At 57.5% G+C, this 15790-nt stretch carries 9 protein-coding genes and 6 tRNA genes; all 15 read right to left on the reverse strand.

Annotated elements, in window-relative coordinates; genetic code table 11:
- Window positions 1-211: 211 nt before the first annotated feature.
- Window positions 212-2434, reverse strand: a complete 2223-nt coding sequence (gene nrdD / locus AAAX75_RS01170; RefSeq protein ID WP_055309732.1) for an anaerobic ribonucleoside-triphosphate reductase — start codon at window positions 2432-2434, stop codon at window positions 212-214.
- A gap of 633 nt (window positions 2435-3067) precedes the next feature.
- A tRNA-Val gene (locus tag AAAX75_RS01175) sits at window positions 3068-3142 on the reverse strand.
- Window positions 3143-3145: 3 nt separating this feature from the next.
- Window positions 3146-3221, reverse strand: a tRNA-Gly gene (locus AAAX75_RS01180).
- 132 nt (window positions 3222-3353) lie between these two features.
- Window positions 3354-5087, reverse strand: a complete 1734-nt coding sequence (locus AAAX75_RS01185; protein WP_349090836.1) for a glycoside hydrolase family 13 protein — start codon at window positions 5085-5087, stop codon at window positions 3354-3356.
- A gap of 179 nt (window positions 5088-5266) precedes the next feature.
- Window positions 5267-5342 (reverse strand) — tRNA-Gly (locus tag AAAX75_RS01190).
- A 42-nt stretch (window positions 5343-5384) separates the two neighbouring features.
- Window positions 5385-5458, reverse strand: a tRNA-Cys gene (locus AAAX75_RS01195).
- Between the two features lie 34 nt (window positions 5459-5492).
- Window positions 5493-5568 (reverse strand) — tRNA-Gly (locus AAAX75_RS01200).
- A gap of 105 nt (window positions 5569-5673) precedes the next feature.
- Window positions 5674-6420 carry an anti-sigma factor antagonist gene (locus AAAX75_RS01205; protein ID WP_055286928.1) on the reverse strand — a complete coding sequence of 249 codons (747 nt, stop codon included), beginning with the start codon at window positions 6418-6420 and terminating at the stop codon, window positions 5674-5676.
- 78 nt (window positions 6421-6498) lie between these two features.
- Window positions 6499-8844: a SpoIIE family protein phosphatase gene (locus AAAX75_RS01210; RefSeq protein ID WP_349090837.1), complete on the reverse strand. Its 2346-nt coding sequence runs from the start codon at window positions 8842-8844 to the stop codon at window positions 6499-6501.
- Between the two features lie 59 nt (window positions 8845-8903).
- Window positions 8904-8993 (reverse strand) — tRNA-Leu (locus AAAX75_RS01215).
- Window positions 8994-9586: 593 nt separating this feature from the next.
- Complete coding sequence (locus AAAX75_RS01220) at window positions 9587-10615, reverse strand: dipeptide ABC transporter ATP-binding protein (RefSeq protein ID WP_022094888.1); 1029 nt, start codon at window positions 10613-10615, stop codon at window positions 9587-9589.
- On the reverse strand, window positions 10615-11706 hold the full coding sequence (locus AAAX75_RS01225; RefSeq protein WP_022094887.1) for an ABC transporter ATP-binding protein: 1092 nt from the start codon (window positions 11704-11706) through the stop codon (window positions 10615-10617). The genes AAAX75_RS01220 and AAAX75_RS01225 overlap by 1 nt, the downstream gene beginning before the upstream one ends.
- 2 nt (window positions 11707-11708) lie before the next feature.
- The gene (locus AAAX75_RS01230; RefSeq protein WP_055310513.1) at window positions 11709-12644 is read right to left on the reverse strand and encodes an ABC transporter permease; all 936 of its coding nucleotides are present in this window, start codon (window positions 12642-12644) and stop codon (window positions 11709-11711) included.
- 14 nt (window positions 12645-12658) lie between these two features.
- Complete coding sequence (locus AAAX75_RS01235) at window positions 12659-13696, reverse strand: ABC transporter permease (protein WP_022094885.1); 1038 nt, start codon at window positions 13694-13696, stop codon at window positions 12659-12661.
- A 156-nt stretch (window positions 13697-13852) separates the two neighbouring features.
- A complete protein-coding gene (locus tag AAAX75_RS01240) occupies window positions 13853-15529 on the reverse strand; it encodes an ABC transporter substrate-binding protein (RefSeq protein ID WP_349090838.1) in 1677 nt (558 codons plus the stop codon).
- Window positions 15530-15790 lie beyond the last annotated feature (261 nt).

A 15790-nucleotide genomic window follows, 5' to 3' on the forward strand; every position in this document is an offset into this window, starting at 1 on the left:
TTTCCGCTAAGAACTTCGAGGAGTGAGCAGACCGCATGCTACATCTCAACTACGTCAACTTGGCTGAACCGGGAGGGCCGCTTGGGCTTTTGCTCGATATGAGTTCCGCACGCAAAGAAGGCCACTTAATGTGGCCTTCGTCTTGCGCAGGACTGTCCGAAATAGCGAGCAAATGCCCAAGCGGCCCTCCCGGCTCAGCCCCGGAGCGGTATTAGAGATGCAGCACGCGGTCGCGGATCTCCTCGGTTCGACCCTGGTTCCAGAACTGGGTACCGATGTAGCCGCACGTACGACGGGCGACGTTCATCTTCTCCTGGTCACGATTGCCGCAATTGGGGCACTCCCACACCAGCTTGCCGTCATCCTCGACAATCTTGATCTCACCGTCGTAGCCGCACACCTGGCAGTAGTCGCTCTTGGTGTTGAGCTCGGCGTACATGATGTTGTCGTAGATGTACTGCATCACGCGAATGACAGCCTTGAGGTTGTCCTGCATGTTGGGAACCTCAACGTAGGAGATGGCACCGCCCGGCGAAAGCTGCTGGAACATACCCTCGAACTTGAGCTTGTCGAATGCGTCGATCTCCTCGGACACGTGGACGTGGTAGCTGTTGGTGATGTAGCCCTTGTCCGTCACGCCCGGGATGATGCCAAAACGACGCTGCAGGCACTTAGCGAACTTGTAGGTCGTCGACTCAAGCGGGGTACCGTACAGCGAGAAGTCAATATCGCTTTCGGCCTTCCACTCGGCGCACTTGTCGTTCATGCGCTGCATGACGGCCATGGCAAAGGGCGTGCCCTCCTTCTCGGTGTGGCTGTGGCCCGTCATGTACTTGACGCACTCGTACAAGCCGGCATAACCCAGACTAATGGTGGAGTAACCGCCCACGAGCAGCTTATCGATCGTCTCGCCCTTCTTCAGGCGGGCGAGGGCACCGTACTGCCAAAGAATCGGTGCGGCGTCAGAAAGCGTACCCATCAGACGTTCATGACGGCACAGCAGGGCGCGGTGGCACAGCTCAAGGCGCTCGTCGAAGATCTTCCAGAACTTGTCCATGTCCTGATGCGAGCTCAGCGCGACATCAGGCAGGTTGATGGTCACGACGCCCTGGTTAAAGCGACCATAGTACTTGGGCTTGTTCGGGTCGTAGTTCAGCGCGTTGGCAACGTTGTTAAAGCCGTTGCCCGAGCGGTCGGGCGTCAAGAAGCTGCGGCAGCCCATGCAGGTATAGCAGTCGCCGTTGCCGGCGGTCTCGCCCTTCGACAGCTTGAGCTCGCGCATCTTCTTCTCGGAGATGTAGTCGGGAACCATGCGCTTGGCGGTGCACTTGGCAGCCAGCTGGGTCAGGTAGAAGTACGGGGAATCCTCGTGAACGTTATCGTCCTCGAGTACATAGATGAGCTTGGGGAATGCCGGGGTAATCCAAACGCCGGCCTCGTTCTTAACGCCCTCGTAGCGCTGGCGAAGCGTCTCCTCCACGATCATGGCAAGGTCGTGCTTCTCCTGAGGCGTACGGGCCTCGTTAAGATACATAAAGACCGTCACGAACGGCGCCTGGCCATTGGTGGTCATAAGGGTCACGACCTGATACTGAATCGTCTGGACGCCGCGACGAATCTCATCGCGCAGGCGATCCTCAACAACCTCGCGGACCTTTTCGGGAGATGCGGAAACGCCGAGCTCCTCGAGCTCGCGGGCGACCTCGCCGCGAATCTTCTGACGGCTCACCTCAACAAACGGAGCAAGATGGGTCAGCGAAATCGACTGGCCGCCGTACTGGGAGGAAGCAACCTGAGCGATAATCTGCGTCGCGATGTTGCAGGCGGTCGAGAAGCTGTGCGGCTTCTCGATCAGCGTGCCCGAGATAACGGTGCCGTTCTGGAGCATGTCCTCCAGGTTCACCAGGTCGCAGTTGTGCATGTGCTGAGCAAAGTAATCCGAATCATGGAAGTGGATCAGGCCCTCATTATGGGCGTCCACGATCTCCTGGGGCAGCAGCACGCGCTGGGTCAGGTCCTTGGAAATCTCGCCGGCCATATAGTCGCGCTGAACGGAGTTGACGGTCGGGTTCTTGTTGGAGTTCTCCTGCTTGACCTCTTCGTTATTGCACTCAATCAACGACAGGATCTTGTCATCGGTCGTGTTCTTCTGGCGCTTCAGGCTCTGAACATAGCGATAGATGATGTAGTGGCGGGCAACCTCGTAGCAGTCGAGACGCATGATCTCGTCCTCGACCAGATCCTGGATCTCCTCGACCGACACGGTGTGACCCGCGTTCTCGCATGCCTCGGCGACGTTTTGCGCCGCGTAAACCACCTGGCGGTCGGTAAGACGAGAGCTCTCCTCGACCTCCAAGTTTGCGGCGCGGATGGCATTGACGATCTTATCGATGTCAAAGACAACCTCGGTGCCGCTGCGCTTGATGATCTTCATCCTCTTGCCTCTTTCGCATCGTAGCCTCATCGCGCTTCAGAGCCAAACGATACCCGGCAGGGCTTGCCCCTGTCTTGCGGCGCCGTCGCGCAATCTGTGTTCTCGATAAACCATAAGCCTCCATGCGGACATTCCCTGGAGCCGATCAAGCGGCTCAAGGACACGTTCAAAAGAGGCAGTTAAGGTCTTCGTTCTCTGTCCGCCATCTATCATACGACAAAGAGGCATCTATATCCTGTATTCTTTTTTAAGGTCAAACACAACATATAGTGTTTCAGCAGGTCAAAGCAATTAGTCATTTTGCAGACGCATTAAAAATGAGGGGTTCTTGGCAAGTCGGTAAAACGTTACCAACACGGCTACCTGCATGGCAGTTATAAAACCCCCTTAGTCAAGCCGCTGACAAATCCTACCAAAACCAAGCCGCTCACGCCAAAAGAATCCAAAAGATTGTGCTTGACCAACATGTTGCGGTCACGATCGGCCAGGACGTATGCAATCTGCCGGCACCTCTATGGGATGCGAAGACCATCGCGTACAGACCTTGGATCAATATTTGGTGGCTTATTTGGCGGCGTGCTTGGTGGTAAAACAAAACAGCCCAGAGGACATAGCCTCTGAGCTGCGAACATTTGGTGGGCGTTAGAAGATTTGAACTTCTGACCTCTTCCGTGTCAGGGAAGCGCTCTCCCCCTGAGCTAAACGCCCAAATGGAGCGGACAACGGGGCTCGAACCCGCGACCCCAACCTTGGCAAGGTTGTGCTCTACCAACTGAGCCATGTCCGCCTGCGAGGATTTAATATACGGGATGATCCACCCAAATGCAAGAACTTTTTTTAAAAAGTTTTGCGACGCTCTCGCGAGGGCATCAGTCGTCACGAAAGGCACGGACAAACGCAGGCTCGCAGCGAGATGCCCCTACATCTCACCGAGCATGATCCAGGCAGAGCTGTCCTGCGCGAGCCTGCCGTCTGCAAGCGGTGATGAGGTGAGCAGGACCCTGCCCGCCGGCAGCTCCACGGGTGCTGCACCGAAGTTCGTCACACACGCCCAGCCGTTATCGCGGCGATAGGCGATGACGCCGCCCTCAGCGCCCTCGGCACCATCCGCAAGACCGGTGCGCCCGTCAAGATCGAGCCACGCAAGATCGTTGGCGCACCCGCGCAGCTTGCGCCGCAGCCAGAGGGCGTCACGATAGAGCGCAAGCATCGATGTCGGGTCCACTTCTTCCCTATCGGCAGCATAATCGGAAAACCATGCAGGCTGCGGCAGATGGGGCGCCGCATCGGCGTCTGCCGGCGAAAACCCAAACGATCCGCCATGCGCGGGATCGTCCGCCGCCACCCACGGCAGGGGCACACGACAGCCGTCGCGCCCCTTCTCACGCTTCGGTCCGTGCGTATTGGTCGCAGTAGGGTCTTCGAGTGCAGCCCACGGGATATCAGCCACCTCAAAAAGGCCGAGCTCCTCACCCTGATACACGTATGCCGAGCCCGGAAGCGCAAGCTCAAGCAAAAGGGCCGCCCGCGCGCGGCGCTCGCCGAGTTCACGGTCCTCGTCATAAGACGACCCGTCGCGCAAGAGCCAGTCGAGCGCAATCTGGTGGTAGCGCGTCGCCTTGATTTGCGGCAGGGCATAGCGTGTCGCCACGCGCGGCACGTCGTGGTTGGAGAGTACCCAGGTCGAGGCGGAATCGGATTCGACGGCTGCCTTCAAGCCCTTCTCGATTGCAGTGTGCATGTCATCATAGGTCCAAGTGGCCTTGGCAAACTCAAAGTTGAATGTCTGGCCAAGCTCGCTGGGACGCGCGTAGAGATACTGGCGCTCGGGCAGCACCCACGCCTCGGCAACGGCACTGCGCGGCGGATTATAGCGGTCGAACACGCGGCGCCACTCGCGATAGATCTCGTGGACCTCATTGCGGTCCCACAGCGGATGGGTGCCGTCGTTAACCATGTCATCGCCCTCGGCGAGATGCCACCGGTCGAGGTCATCGCGGTCGAGATCCTTGGCGAGACCCTGCGCCACATCAATGCGAAAGCCGTCGACGCCTCGATCGCTCCAAAACGCCAGGACGTCGCAAAAGAGCGCGTGAACCTCAGGGCATGACCAGTCAAAGTCCGGCTGCTCGGGCGTAAACATGTGCAGATACCACTGACCGTCCGCAACACGCGTCCATGCGGGGCCGCCAAAGTTGGCATTCCAATTGGTGGGAGGCAGCTCGCCATGCTCGCCGCGACCATCGCGGAAGATATAACGGGCGCGTTCGGGCGATCCGGGGCCGGCGGCAAGAGCGGCTTTGAACCAGGGGTGCTGGCTGGATGAATGGTTGGGCACGATGTCGACGATGACCTTGATGCCGCGCGCGTGAGCCGCAGCTATCATGTCATCGAAGTCGTCAAGCGAGCCGAGACGTGGGTCGACATCGCAGTAGTCCGCCACATCATAGCCGCCATCGACAAGAGGCGAAGGGTAAAACGGGCTCAGCCAGATGGCCTCGATACCCAGCCGCTCAAGATAGTCCATCTGCTGGGTAATGCCCGCGATATCGCCCAGACCCGAACCAGTCGAATCCTTAAACGAGCGCGGGTAGATCTGATAGATCGCGGCATCGGACATCCATGAGCGCGAAGAAGACTTTTCTGTAGCCATGGGGCGTATCTCCCTTGCAACGAGGTTATGCGAGATGCCCACGATGATACGCCCAAAGCGGACATTCGCGGCAAACAACGCCACAGCCACGACCCAAAACGCTCGCCCCCTCTCGGGTTCGAGCCTAGGAGATAGGTACAAAAAAAGCCCGGCTACCGTAGTAGTCGGGCTGTTGCGTTTGGAGCGGACAACGGGGCTCGAACCCGCGACCCCAACCTTGGCAAGGTTGTGCTCTACCAACTGAGCCATGTCCGCATATGTAAAACAAAACGGGCGCCGGAGCGCCCGGATGTTGCCTGGAGGCGAAGCCCGGATTCGAACCGGGGGTAAAGGCTTTGCAGGCCTCTGCCTTACCACTTGGCCACTTCGCCGAAAAAGGACCGCCTAAACGGTCCGGAAATGCAATGGAGCGGACAACGGGGCTCGAACCCGCGACCCCAACCTTGGCAAGGTTGTGCTCTACCAACTGAGCCATGTCCGCTTGCGGGTTATTAATTTACGCGAGTTGTCCAAAAGACGCAAGTACTTTTTTCAAAAAACTTGTCTGCCGCATGTTCTTAGTAGCTAAACGCGCTAAAGCGATTGGCTAGGCACACGATTCCAGCGCTCCGCTAAACAGCTTCACCATCTGTACGCGCGTGCCGGCGCCGTCCGTACGACGAGCAACCTCCACGTTATCGACGAGCATACGCATAAGCTTGATGCCACGGCCGCGCTCCTCGGATGCGACCGGCTCGCTCGTTTCATCGATAGAATAGCCGGCACCTCGATCAAGCACCTCAACCACAACGCGATCGCCATAGGCCTGAACCGTCAGGACGCACCCGATACCGCCCGCATGGTCATAGGCATTACCCAGCGCCTCCCCCGACGCCAATGCGACATCGTAGCGCTCGTCACGGCGCAACGGAAGCGATTCAAGGAGTTCGGCGATGCGATGTCGGTAGTATGGAAGATTCTCGATACCCTGACGGACCTCGACGCTCTTACTCCAGCGAGGCAGCTCCCCCACCGGAATGGCGGGAATAGACTCCCGTGCCGGCCCCGCGACATGAAGGATATCGACAAGACGAGCAATCTCCAAAAAGCGAACAACTTCACCCGATGCATTGACGAGCGAAAGCAGGCCTTCTCGCCTCATGAGCTCACGAGCGCGCGTAAGCAGGAATGCCAAGCCCGTCGAATCGATAAAGCTAACAGCCTGACAGTTGATGACAACACGACGCACGCCGCGGCCAATCAAAGCATCCAACCGCCGACGCAGCGCAGGCACCGTGGCGATGTCGATATCGCCTGGTGGCGTCAAAACCGCTATGTCATTCCACTCATTCATACGACCATGGTTCCCCAAAAAAGCCCACTCGATGCATTCGTTTCCCCAACCGTACGGATTCAGCCCGCCCAGCGTCGTCTATGAACGACCCCGTAAAAACTCAAGGGACACCAATGCAATGTCATCGTCCAGCGCCGATTCGGTAAATCGGTCAAGCTCGCCCAAGACCTTGCCGCAGATTCCCGATACGCCCTCACCCGAGACAGAGAGCAGAAGGTCACGAAGGCGCTGCTCACCAAAGAACGCTCCGGTGCGGTCGCGGGCCTCAATCGTTCCGTCCGTATACATGAAGAGCATGTCGCCGGGAGCGAACGTAAACACGCCTGTCTCGTACACCATGCTCTCAAAGGCACCGATTACGCCCGATTGGCATCCAAGCAGCTCGACCTCTCCCCCACGGGCCTCGCCGCCACCCAGCGGCATCGACTCTGGCCTAATGACCATGGTCGGAGGATGGCCCGCCGAACAATACGTTGCGCGTCCGGCTTTAAGGTCAATCTTGGCGATAAAGGCCGTCACGAACGTCTCGACCCTCGAAAAGCCCATGAGCATGCTGTTAAGGGAGCGTGCCATGCGGGCCGGGCCAGCGCCCTCCCAGGCATATGCCGTCAGGGCCGTCTTGACGAGCGCGGACATCGATGCGGCCTCAATGCCTTTGCCAGACACATCACCCAAAATCATGACGGCGCAGTCGTCGGGAAGTCGGATGAGCGTATAGAAATCGCCGCCGACCAACGCCGAGTTCGTGGCCGACAGGTACACCGAATCGGTTGCGATACCCGGAACATCCCCCAGGGAATTTCTCATGCCGATCTGGAGGGTCTGAGCGATATGGCGCTCCTCGCGCTTTTGAGATTCGCCTTCGTAGATCAGTTCAAAGTCATGCGCCAAGTGCACCAAGTAGTCATATTCAAGGTCATCAATCGACTCTTGGCTACCATCACGAAGCAGCAGCGCGCGCGTCGTCGGGCTCTTCGCAACAGAAGCAGGAACAATCGCGTCGTTACTGTGCTTGCCATCACCCTCAGAGCGCGGGCGCCCCGCCTCGATGCCGGAGTCGACGTAGAGGCCTTGACAAGGCAGACCATGCGCCCTAAGCCAGCCTCCCATAGGCATCGATTCGTCAACGCGAGTTATACGAACGTGTTTAAGGTCCTCGGCACTCGTACCGCCCAAAACAGATGCCTCAAAGCCATCAGGGCCAGCCCCCAGACATGCCGCTGGCGCCGTCGTGGAAAAGAAAAGCTTCTCAGGGTCGTCCGGCAAGGCAACGCGACTGCCGCCTTCAAAATCTATGACGTAGGAATCCAGACTGGCGTCATACTCAACAGGGCAAAAATGGCAGTTAAGCATATTGCAGATCTCGGACGATACCGCCTGGGTAGCCGCGGCAGAATCGTCTAGAAAGGTAAACAACTCATCACGCAAGACATTGAGCGAGCGGCCAAGCTCGGCCGTGCGACGGGAGCGAAGGCTCGATGCCATGCCGACCAGCTGGATAGACAGGTAATCGCAAATGACCTCGAGCACATTAACGTCATAGGCAAGCGGTGCCTGAGGGCGTTTCCAACCAACTTCCAGCACGCCAAGGATCTGCGTACCGTAAAAAACGGGAAGACAGATCTCGCTGCGGTACGGAGGCATATCCTGCATACGCAACAGGTGCTTAGAACGATTGTCCAGGTCCATAAACATACCGGAGGCGGCCTTATCACCCTTAAGGTCCTGTTGAATCGACAAGCGACAGGCACGCGACTCACGAAGAACATACGTCGGAATGCCAGCGCCATACGGCAAAAACTCAGGCAGGTAGCTGTCGTACAGCTCCTTGGAAACACCGCGAAGTTTAAAACCGCCGCTCTCAGAAAAATAGATAGCGGCACCCGAAGCATCGAGCGTTCCTACAAGCTGGTTCAAAACGGTATCAAGTAGGCTGGGCAGCTCATCGGAGCCCACGGTACTCATAATGACCGAGAGCGTGCCAGAGAGGCGCTTGTTAGCCACTCTAAGCTCCGAAAGAGCACGCTTGAGCTGACGGTCGTGCGAATACTGTTCTTCGATGCTATGGAGCGCCACCAGGACACGTGGCGCGCGGCGCCCAAAGATGCGTGGAGGCGTTACGGAGCCCGCACGAACCAAGACGGGGATAAAGGAGCCGTCGCTCAGCTTGAGCATCAGTTCGTTCTCGGAGCCATCAGTTTCAAATGGCAGACGATGTTCCGTCGCACGTTCAAAAGCGGACGAGTACAGGACGTCTTTAACATCTCCACCAATGACGTCGGCGCGTTCCTCGCACATCAAACCAAGTAAGCGATTATTCACATGCAGAATGGTTCCGTCGAGCTCGCAGATGATGACAGCATCGCTCGTGATCTCGACTAGTTGGGCAACGTCTGCCCACTCGTTGCGTTCAAGCGTTTCCATCGTGGACCCCACCGTCTATCGGTAACAAAAAAGCCTCCGAAGAGGCTTCTCAAATGCGATGGTGTCGGAGGCGGGACTTGAACCCGCATGACCAAAAAGCGGTCACTAGCACCTCAAGCTAGCGCGTCTGCCAATTCCGCCACTCCGACATGCTATGTTGTTGATTCACGGTTCGTTTTGTTGGACCCGCGCGTTCAACGAGGAAGATAATAACCTATGATTCGAGAACTGTGCAAGCACTTTTTTCAAAAAAGTTTACGAATTTGTAAATGCGCAGGTAGATCTATATGTCCGGCCCCGTATCGGTGTTGCCTCCCGGCGCGTCCTCGGGCATGAGCGATATTTTGCTACGCACTTCGTGCTGCAAAATATCGCTCCCCCTGCGGAATGCGCCGGGAGGCAACACCGATTCGGGGCCTACGTTCACGTACTCCAGACACCGTTCTCTAACATGTTCTGGGGGCTGATGCAAATTTGGTGACTCGGCTTTGCCGAGCCCTTATATAAGGAAGCCGGAGCTAAAGCTCCGGCCTCACTCAATTTCTCATCAGATTAAGTGAGCGATCAAGGAATCGCACTCCCCCTGCCGAGTTAACGTAGGGCCCGCCCTGAAGTTACTTTTCAGAACACTCCGCAGGACGCAAGAAACCCCCGCCGCACGAAGTGCGCAGCGGGGGTTTCTTGCATGTCCGAGGACGTTCTGAAAAGTAACTTCAGGGCGGGCCCGGACGAGAACAACCGACTACAGATCGATGTGCGATTCCTTGATCGGGAACGGCTCCGCGAAGTGACACGCGCAGCAGTGACCAGGTGCAACTTCCTTAAACTCGGGAAGCTTCTCAGAGCAGATACCCTGAGCGATCGGGCAGCGAGTGTGGAAACGGCAACCGGTCGGCGGATCCAGCGGCGACGGCGGATCGCCGGCGAGGATGATGCGCTTGCGGGTCTTCTGGATATCAGGATCGGGAACCGGCACGGCAGACAGCAGCGACTGCGTGTACGGATGGTGAGGCTCGCTGTAGAGCGTCTTCCAGTCCGAAACCTCAACCATCTTACCCAGATACATAACGGCAACGCGATCGGAAATGTGCTGCACGACGGACAGGTCGTGAGCGATAAACAGATATGCGGTACCGAACTTGTCCTGGAGCTCCTTAAGAAGGTTCAGAACCTGGGCCTGAATGGATACGTCAAGTGCAGAGACAGGCTCGTCGCAGATAATCAGCTTGGGCTTCAGAGCGAACGCGCGGGCGATGCCGACACGCTGGCGCTGGCCGCCCGAGAACTCATGAGGATAGCGGTTGATGTGCTCGGGATTCAGACCGACCACGTCCAGCAGCTCGCGGACGCGCTCGATACGCTCCTCCTTGGTACCCACGCCATGAATGGTCATGGGCTCGGAGACGATCTCGCCGATGGTCATACGGGGATTGAGCGAAGCATAGGGATCCTGGAAGATGAACTGCATCTCGCGACGCATGTCCTTGATCTCATGCTTGCTCATCTCGGCAACATCTTTGCCCTGGAAGAACACCTTACCGGCGGTCGGCTTGGTCAGGCGCATGATGGTGCGACCCGTCGTGGACTTACCGCAACCAGACTCACCAACCAGACCAAAGGTCTCGCCCGGATAAATCTCGAACGAAATGTCATTTACTGCAGAGACAACACGCTTGGAGAAGCGCTTGGCGAACATGCCGGACTCAGCGGGGAACTCCTTAGAGAGGTGCTCGACCTTCAGCAGCGGAGTACGCTCGTTGGTATCTGCCATTACGCCTCGCCTCCCTTCTTGGAATCCTTGCGCGTACGGGACGTCTCAGGAGCGTTCTTGAGGAACTCGGGGTCACCGGAGTAGTGGCACGCAGAGTAATGACCAGACTCGGTGACAACGCGCTCGGGGCGCTGCTTGCGGCACTTGTCCGTCGCATAGGGACAACGAGGCGAGAACACGCAGCCCTCAGGCAGGTTCATGAGCGAAGGCGGGTTGCCGTGAATCGGCGTAAGCGGCTTCTTCTCTTCGATGGCCTGCTCCGGGATGGAGCGGATAAGGCCCCAGGTGTAGGGGTGGCGACTCTCGTAGAAGATTTCCTCAGCAGTACCGAACTCGACGGGACGGCCGGCGTACATAACCATGATCTTATCGGCCATATCGGCAACGACGCCCAGGTCATGGGTAATCATGATGATGGCGTTGCCGTTCTTCTCCTGCATTTCCTGCATGAGCTCGATAATCTGAGCCTGAATGGTAACGTCCAGAGCCGTCGTGGGCTCGTCGGCAATCAGGATATCGGGATCGCAGGCAAGAGCCATAGCGATCATGACACGCTGACGCATACCGCCGGAGAACTGGTGCGGATACTCATTGACGCGCTTCTCGGGCTCGGGGATACCCACGAGGTCCAAAAGCTCGGTAGCGCGCTTGAGCGCCTCCTGCTTGGAGTAGCCACGGTGCAGACGAAGGCCCTCGCCCACCTGCTTGCCGATCTTATAGACCGGGTTCAAGGAGGTCATAGGATCCTGGAAGATCATCGCGATGTCGTTTCCGCGAATGTGCTGCATCTCTTCCTCGGTCATCTCGAGGATAGAACGACCGCGATAGCGAACGTCGCCGCCCTCGATCTTTCCCGGAGGCATCGAGATGAGGCCCATGATGGTCATGGCGGTCACGGACTTACCGGAGCCGGACTCACCGACGACACCCAGGGTCTCGCCGCGATCGAGCGTGTAGGACACACCGTCGACAGCGCGAACGACACCATCCTCGGTATGGAAATACATCTTAAGGTCATCGACCTCGAGCAGATGCTGGCCCTCGGGAACCGGCTGGTCCTTCAGGTCCACATAGTTCTTGTTCTTCTTCATCCTTATGCGTCCTTCATCTTGACGTCGAGGGCGTCGCGCAGACCGTCACCCAGCAGGGTGAAGGCGAGCACCGTCGAGAGAATTGCCAGACCGGGCATGATCATCATCCAGGGAGCAGTCAGAAGATACTGCTGACCATCCTGAATCATGGAGCCCCACGAAGGCGTAGGCGGAATAACGCCCATGCCGAGGAAGGACAGAGCGGACTCGGTCAGAATGGCGCCGCCAATGTTCATGGTCGCGTAGACCACGATGGAGGCGACGGAGTTCGGGAAGATGTGACGCACTACGATACGAGCATCAGATGCACCCATCGCGCGCGCAGCGTCAACATAGTCGTTTTCTTTGACCGTCAAGATTGCAGAGCGGAAGACGCGCGCAATCGAAGGCCAGCCGAGAATACCGATGGCGATAAAGACGTTCTGAAGACCACGGCCGATAACGGCAATCATGGCGACAACGAACAGCACGTACGGGAACGCCAGGAAGATGTCCGCACAGCGCATGATGATCGTATCCCAGATCCCGCCGTAGAAACCGGCCAGAGCACCCATGACCAGACCGATCACCGTGGAGATCGCGGTGGCCATAATGCCGACGGACAGCGAAACGCGTGCACCGTAGATAACGCGGACGAGAATGTCGCGACCAAGGGCGTCGGTGCCAAACGGGTGCTCTGCACACGGAGCCAACAGCGACGTCTCGGCCATGGTGGTCGAGTCGGAAGCCGTCGGCGAACCGAGCCAGGGCTTAGCCCACAGATCTGCGGTCAGGGCAACCAAAACGACGATGATAATCCAGCAGACACCGATAACGGCGAGCTTGTTCTTGCGAAGACGCTTAAAAGCGTCACCCCACAGCGTGCGGGACTTGGCGGGAGCAGATGCGGCCTTGGTGGCGGTAGCCTGCTCCTGAGACTGAGAATCAGTTTCCTGCATGAGACGTACCTCCCTTAGGCCTTATCCGACGGACCGCCAAGGCGGATGCGCGGGTCGAGGAATGCATAGCTAATGTCGACGAGCAGGTTGATCACCATGACGACGACGACGATGAGCGTAACGCCGCCCATAACGATGGGCCAGTCACGCATGCTAATGGCGCGATAGACCTCATAGCCGATACCGGGCCAGTTAAAAACCGTCTCGGTCAGGATGGCGCCCGAAAGCATGCCACCAAAGTCGACACCAATATAGGTAACGACGGGGATGAGTGCATTCTTAAGCGCATGCTTGACGATGATCGCGCGATTGGAGAGACCCTTGGCCTTTGCCGTACGGATGTAATCCTGGTTCATGACGTCAAGCAGCTGCGAGCGCATAATGCGGGCGGCATAAGCGGTCGAAACCGAAGCCAGCGTAATGGTCGGAAGCACATAGTGCATCCAATCCTGATACTGAGAGCTGGAACCGCCGGCACCCGAGATCGGCATGGAGATTGCACCGCCCGTAGCGTCCTTGAGGATGACGCCAAAGAACAGCTGCAGCAACATACCGAGCCAGAAGGCCGGGACCGCAACGAGGATCGACGTGGTGAGCGTTACCAAAATATCCCAGAAGGAATAACGCTTTACCGCCGAAATGATACCCGCACCGATACCCATGATTGCCTCGAGCACGATGGCGCACGCGGCAAGTTTGACCGTATACGGATACTTCTGGGCAAAAATTTCCGTAACCGGCAGCTTGCGCTGATACGAATTGCCCAGATCGCCATGAAGCAGGCCGTTCATGTAATACAAGTAACGGTCCACGAGCGACGTTTGAACGGGGTCGCCGTTCTCGTCAAGGATCGCGTTGCCGTCCTCGTCCGACTGGACCAGGTGATAGCGGACGCGAAGCTGAAGCTCCACCTCGGGGGACAGAGCCTTGTCTCCACCGATCAGCTTGATCGGATCTCCCGGCACGATATTCTGAAGGGCGAACAGAATCAGCGTAACGCCCAAAAATACCGGGATGAACTGAAGCACACGTTTAACGATGTACTTACCCATACCACTCCCCTATCTAGGGATTAACTTAAATGGGATGCCGATCGCCAGACCGGCATCCCAAAATTACCATCAGCCAGTTTACCCCAGGTTAGGGAGAACTGTATGTTTCCCATGAGGTCTACGTAAATACTTGACCCTCACGGAAGCTGCAAACTCTTAGGCGAGCTCAGCGGTACCCAGCTCAGCGTGCTTCTGCGGATCGACATAGAGGTGCTTGATGCGATCGGAGCCGACGATGGTGTGCGTGTAGAACATCACCGGGATGACCGGGCAGTCGGCAGCGACCATAGCGTCGGCCTCCTGCATCTTAGCAACGCGCTCTTCGTCGTCAACCGTGGTGCGAGCCTCGTTGACCTTGGCGTCGAACTCGGGGTTGTTGTAACCGGAGCGGTTGTCGCCACCGAGGGAGTCGGAGTGGAACAGCGGATACAGGAAGTTGTCCATAATCGGGTAGTCGGCAATCCAACCCAGACGACCGAACTGATAGTTAAAGTTCTGGTACTGCTCGAGCAAGGCAGACCACTCAGGGGTATCGGAGACAGCGGTAACGCCAACCTTGGCGAGGTCACCGATGATGGACTCCATGATCTCCTTGTGGCCACCATCCTGGTTGTAGGAAAGGGTCACGTTAATGCCACGATCGCCGTTAGCGCCAGCGGGAGCAACCTTGTCCAGGTACTCGTTAGCCTTGTCGACGTCGTAGGCGCAGAACTCCCATGCGCCCTCCTTGTAGCCATCGATGCCCGGAGGAACAATGCCGTCGGCGGGGGTACGGGTACCCTTGAAGATAGTCTTGCAGATGGCCTCACGGTTGATGGCCAGGGAGATACCCCTGCGCAGGTCGGCGTTGTTGAACGGCTCGGCCGTGTTGTTGCAGGTCAGGTAGTAGGTGGAAGGCTCGGAGCCGAGCAGCATGCGCTCGCCGTCACCCATGGTGTAGCCGTCCTTGGACACGCCGCGATCCTTCTTGGCGGCGTCGATCTGAGCAACGGGAACGTCGCAGACATCGAGGTTACCGGCCTGGAACTCCTTGTAAGCGGTCTCCATGTCCTTGATGACCTGGAAGTGGATGCCATCGATCTTGGCCTTGTCGCCATAGTAATCGTCGAACTTCTTGAGGTTGATCTCCTGACCATCCTCCCACTTGCCGTCCATCATGAACGGGCCGTTACCGACCGGCGCAAGATAGAAGCTCTTGGCATCAGACTCGGCGCACTCGGGAACCGGGGCCAGAGCCGGGTGAGAGGCGACGAAGGGGAAGTCGGCGTAAGCGGAAGCCAGCTTGACGACGAGGGTCTCATCGTCGGGGCAAGTAACACCGCTGAGCTCGGTAGCGTTACCGGCAAGCAGGTCGTCATAGCCCTCGACCATGGAAAGGTGATAGGAGACCTCGGAAGGGCCGTACTCGGTAGCGATGGCCGACTTGGTGTTGACCAGACGCTCCCAACCGAGCTTGAAGGACTTGGAGGTAACGTCGTCACCGTTGTGGAACTTGGCCTTCTTGATCTTGAAGGTAAACTCGGTGGCGTCGTCGTTGGCCTCAAAGGACTCGCAAGCCAGCGGAACGATCTCGCCCTTCTCGGCGTCATAAGAGGTCAGAGCGTCAAAGAGCTGGTACTCGACCTGAGTGCCCTGGTCCTCCTGGACATTGTAGGGGTCGATGCAGACCGGGTTGTTGATGTAGAAGTTCAGCGTCGAACCGGACTCAGAACCGGAAGCGTCGCCGCCCTTCTTGCCGCATGCGGCAAGAAAAGCCATGGAGCTCGCAGCGAGGGTGCCGCCAACAAAGGCGCGACGACCCATAACGGGCTGGTGGAACATAGAATCAGCCATGCCATCCTCCTTATGAGATAGGACAAAGAAATGTTCAGTCGGACATATGTCGAGACAATCCGATCCGAACCATCAAAACGCCGCCCGCTGCTATGGCTGGTTATGCACAACGGACCAACGTTTCGCAATACAGTAGCGCATTTTATGCACGATTTGGGGCTAATTCCGGTTAACGGTCGAGAATTTCTTTAGTTGGGCGAAGTATGTGGGGATATTTTGACTCTGTTACAAATATGTAAACAAAAAGGGTCCCGCACCTGC

Source organism: Collinsella sp. CLA-ER-H7 (assembly GCF_040092345.1).
Taxonomy (GTDB): domain Bacteria; phylum Actinomycetota; class Coriobacteriia; order Coriobacteriales; family Coriobacteriaceae; genus Collinsella.

What these genes read in the sequence shown, in the direction of transcription:
- nrdD (WP_055309732.1), bottom strand. Translation starts at nt 2,434, where the DNA reads ATGAAGATCATCAAGCGCAGCGGCACCGAGGTTGTCTTTGACATCGAT.
- AAAX75_RS01185 (WP_349090836.1), bottom strand. Translation starts at nt 5,087, where the DNA reads ATGGCTACAGAAAAGTCTTCTTCGCGCTCATGGATGTCCGATGCCGCG.
- AAAX75_RS01205 (WP_055286928.1), bottom strand. Translation starts at nt 6,420, where the DNA reads ATGAATGAGTGGAATGACATAGCGGTTTTGACGCCACCAGGCGATATC.
- AAAX75_RS01210 (WP_349090837.1), bottom strand. Translation starts at nt 8,844, where the DNA reads ATGGAAACGCTTGAACGCAACGAGTGGGCAGACGTTGCCCAACTAGTC.
- AAAX75_RS01220 (WP_022094888.1), bottom strand. Translation starts at nt 10,615, where the DNA reads ATGGCAGATACCAACGAGCGTACTCCGCTGCTGAAGGTCGAGCACCTC.
- AAAX75_RS01225 (WP_022094887.1), bottom strand. Translation starts at nt 11,706, where the DNA reads ATGAAGAAGAACAAGAACTATGTGGACCTGAAGGACCAGCCGGTTCCC.
- AAAX75_RS01230 (WP_055310513.1), bottom strand. Translation starts at nt 12,644, where the DNA reads ATGCAGGAAACTGATTCTCAGTCTCAGGAGCAGGCTACCGCCACCAAG.
- AAAX75_RS01235 (WP_022094885.1), bottom strand. Translation starts at nt 13,696, where the DNA reads ATGGGTAAGTACATCGTTAAACGTGTGCTTCAGTTCATCCCGGTATTT.
- AAAX75_RS01240 (WP_349090838.1), bottom strand. Translation starts at nt 15,529, where the DNA reads ATGGCTGATTCTATGTTCCACCAGCCCGTTATGGGTCGTCGCGCCTTT.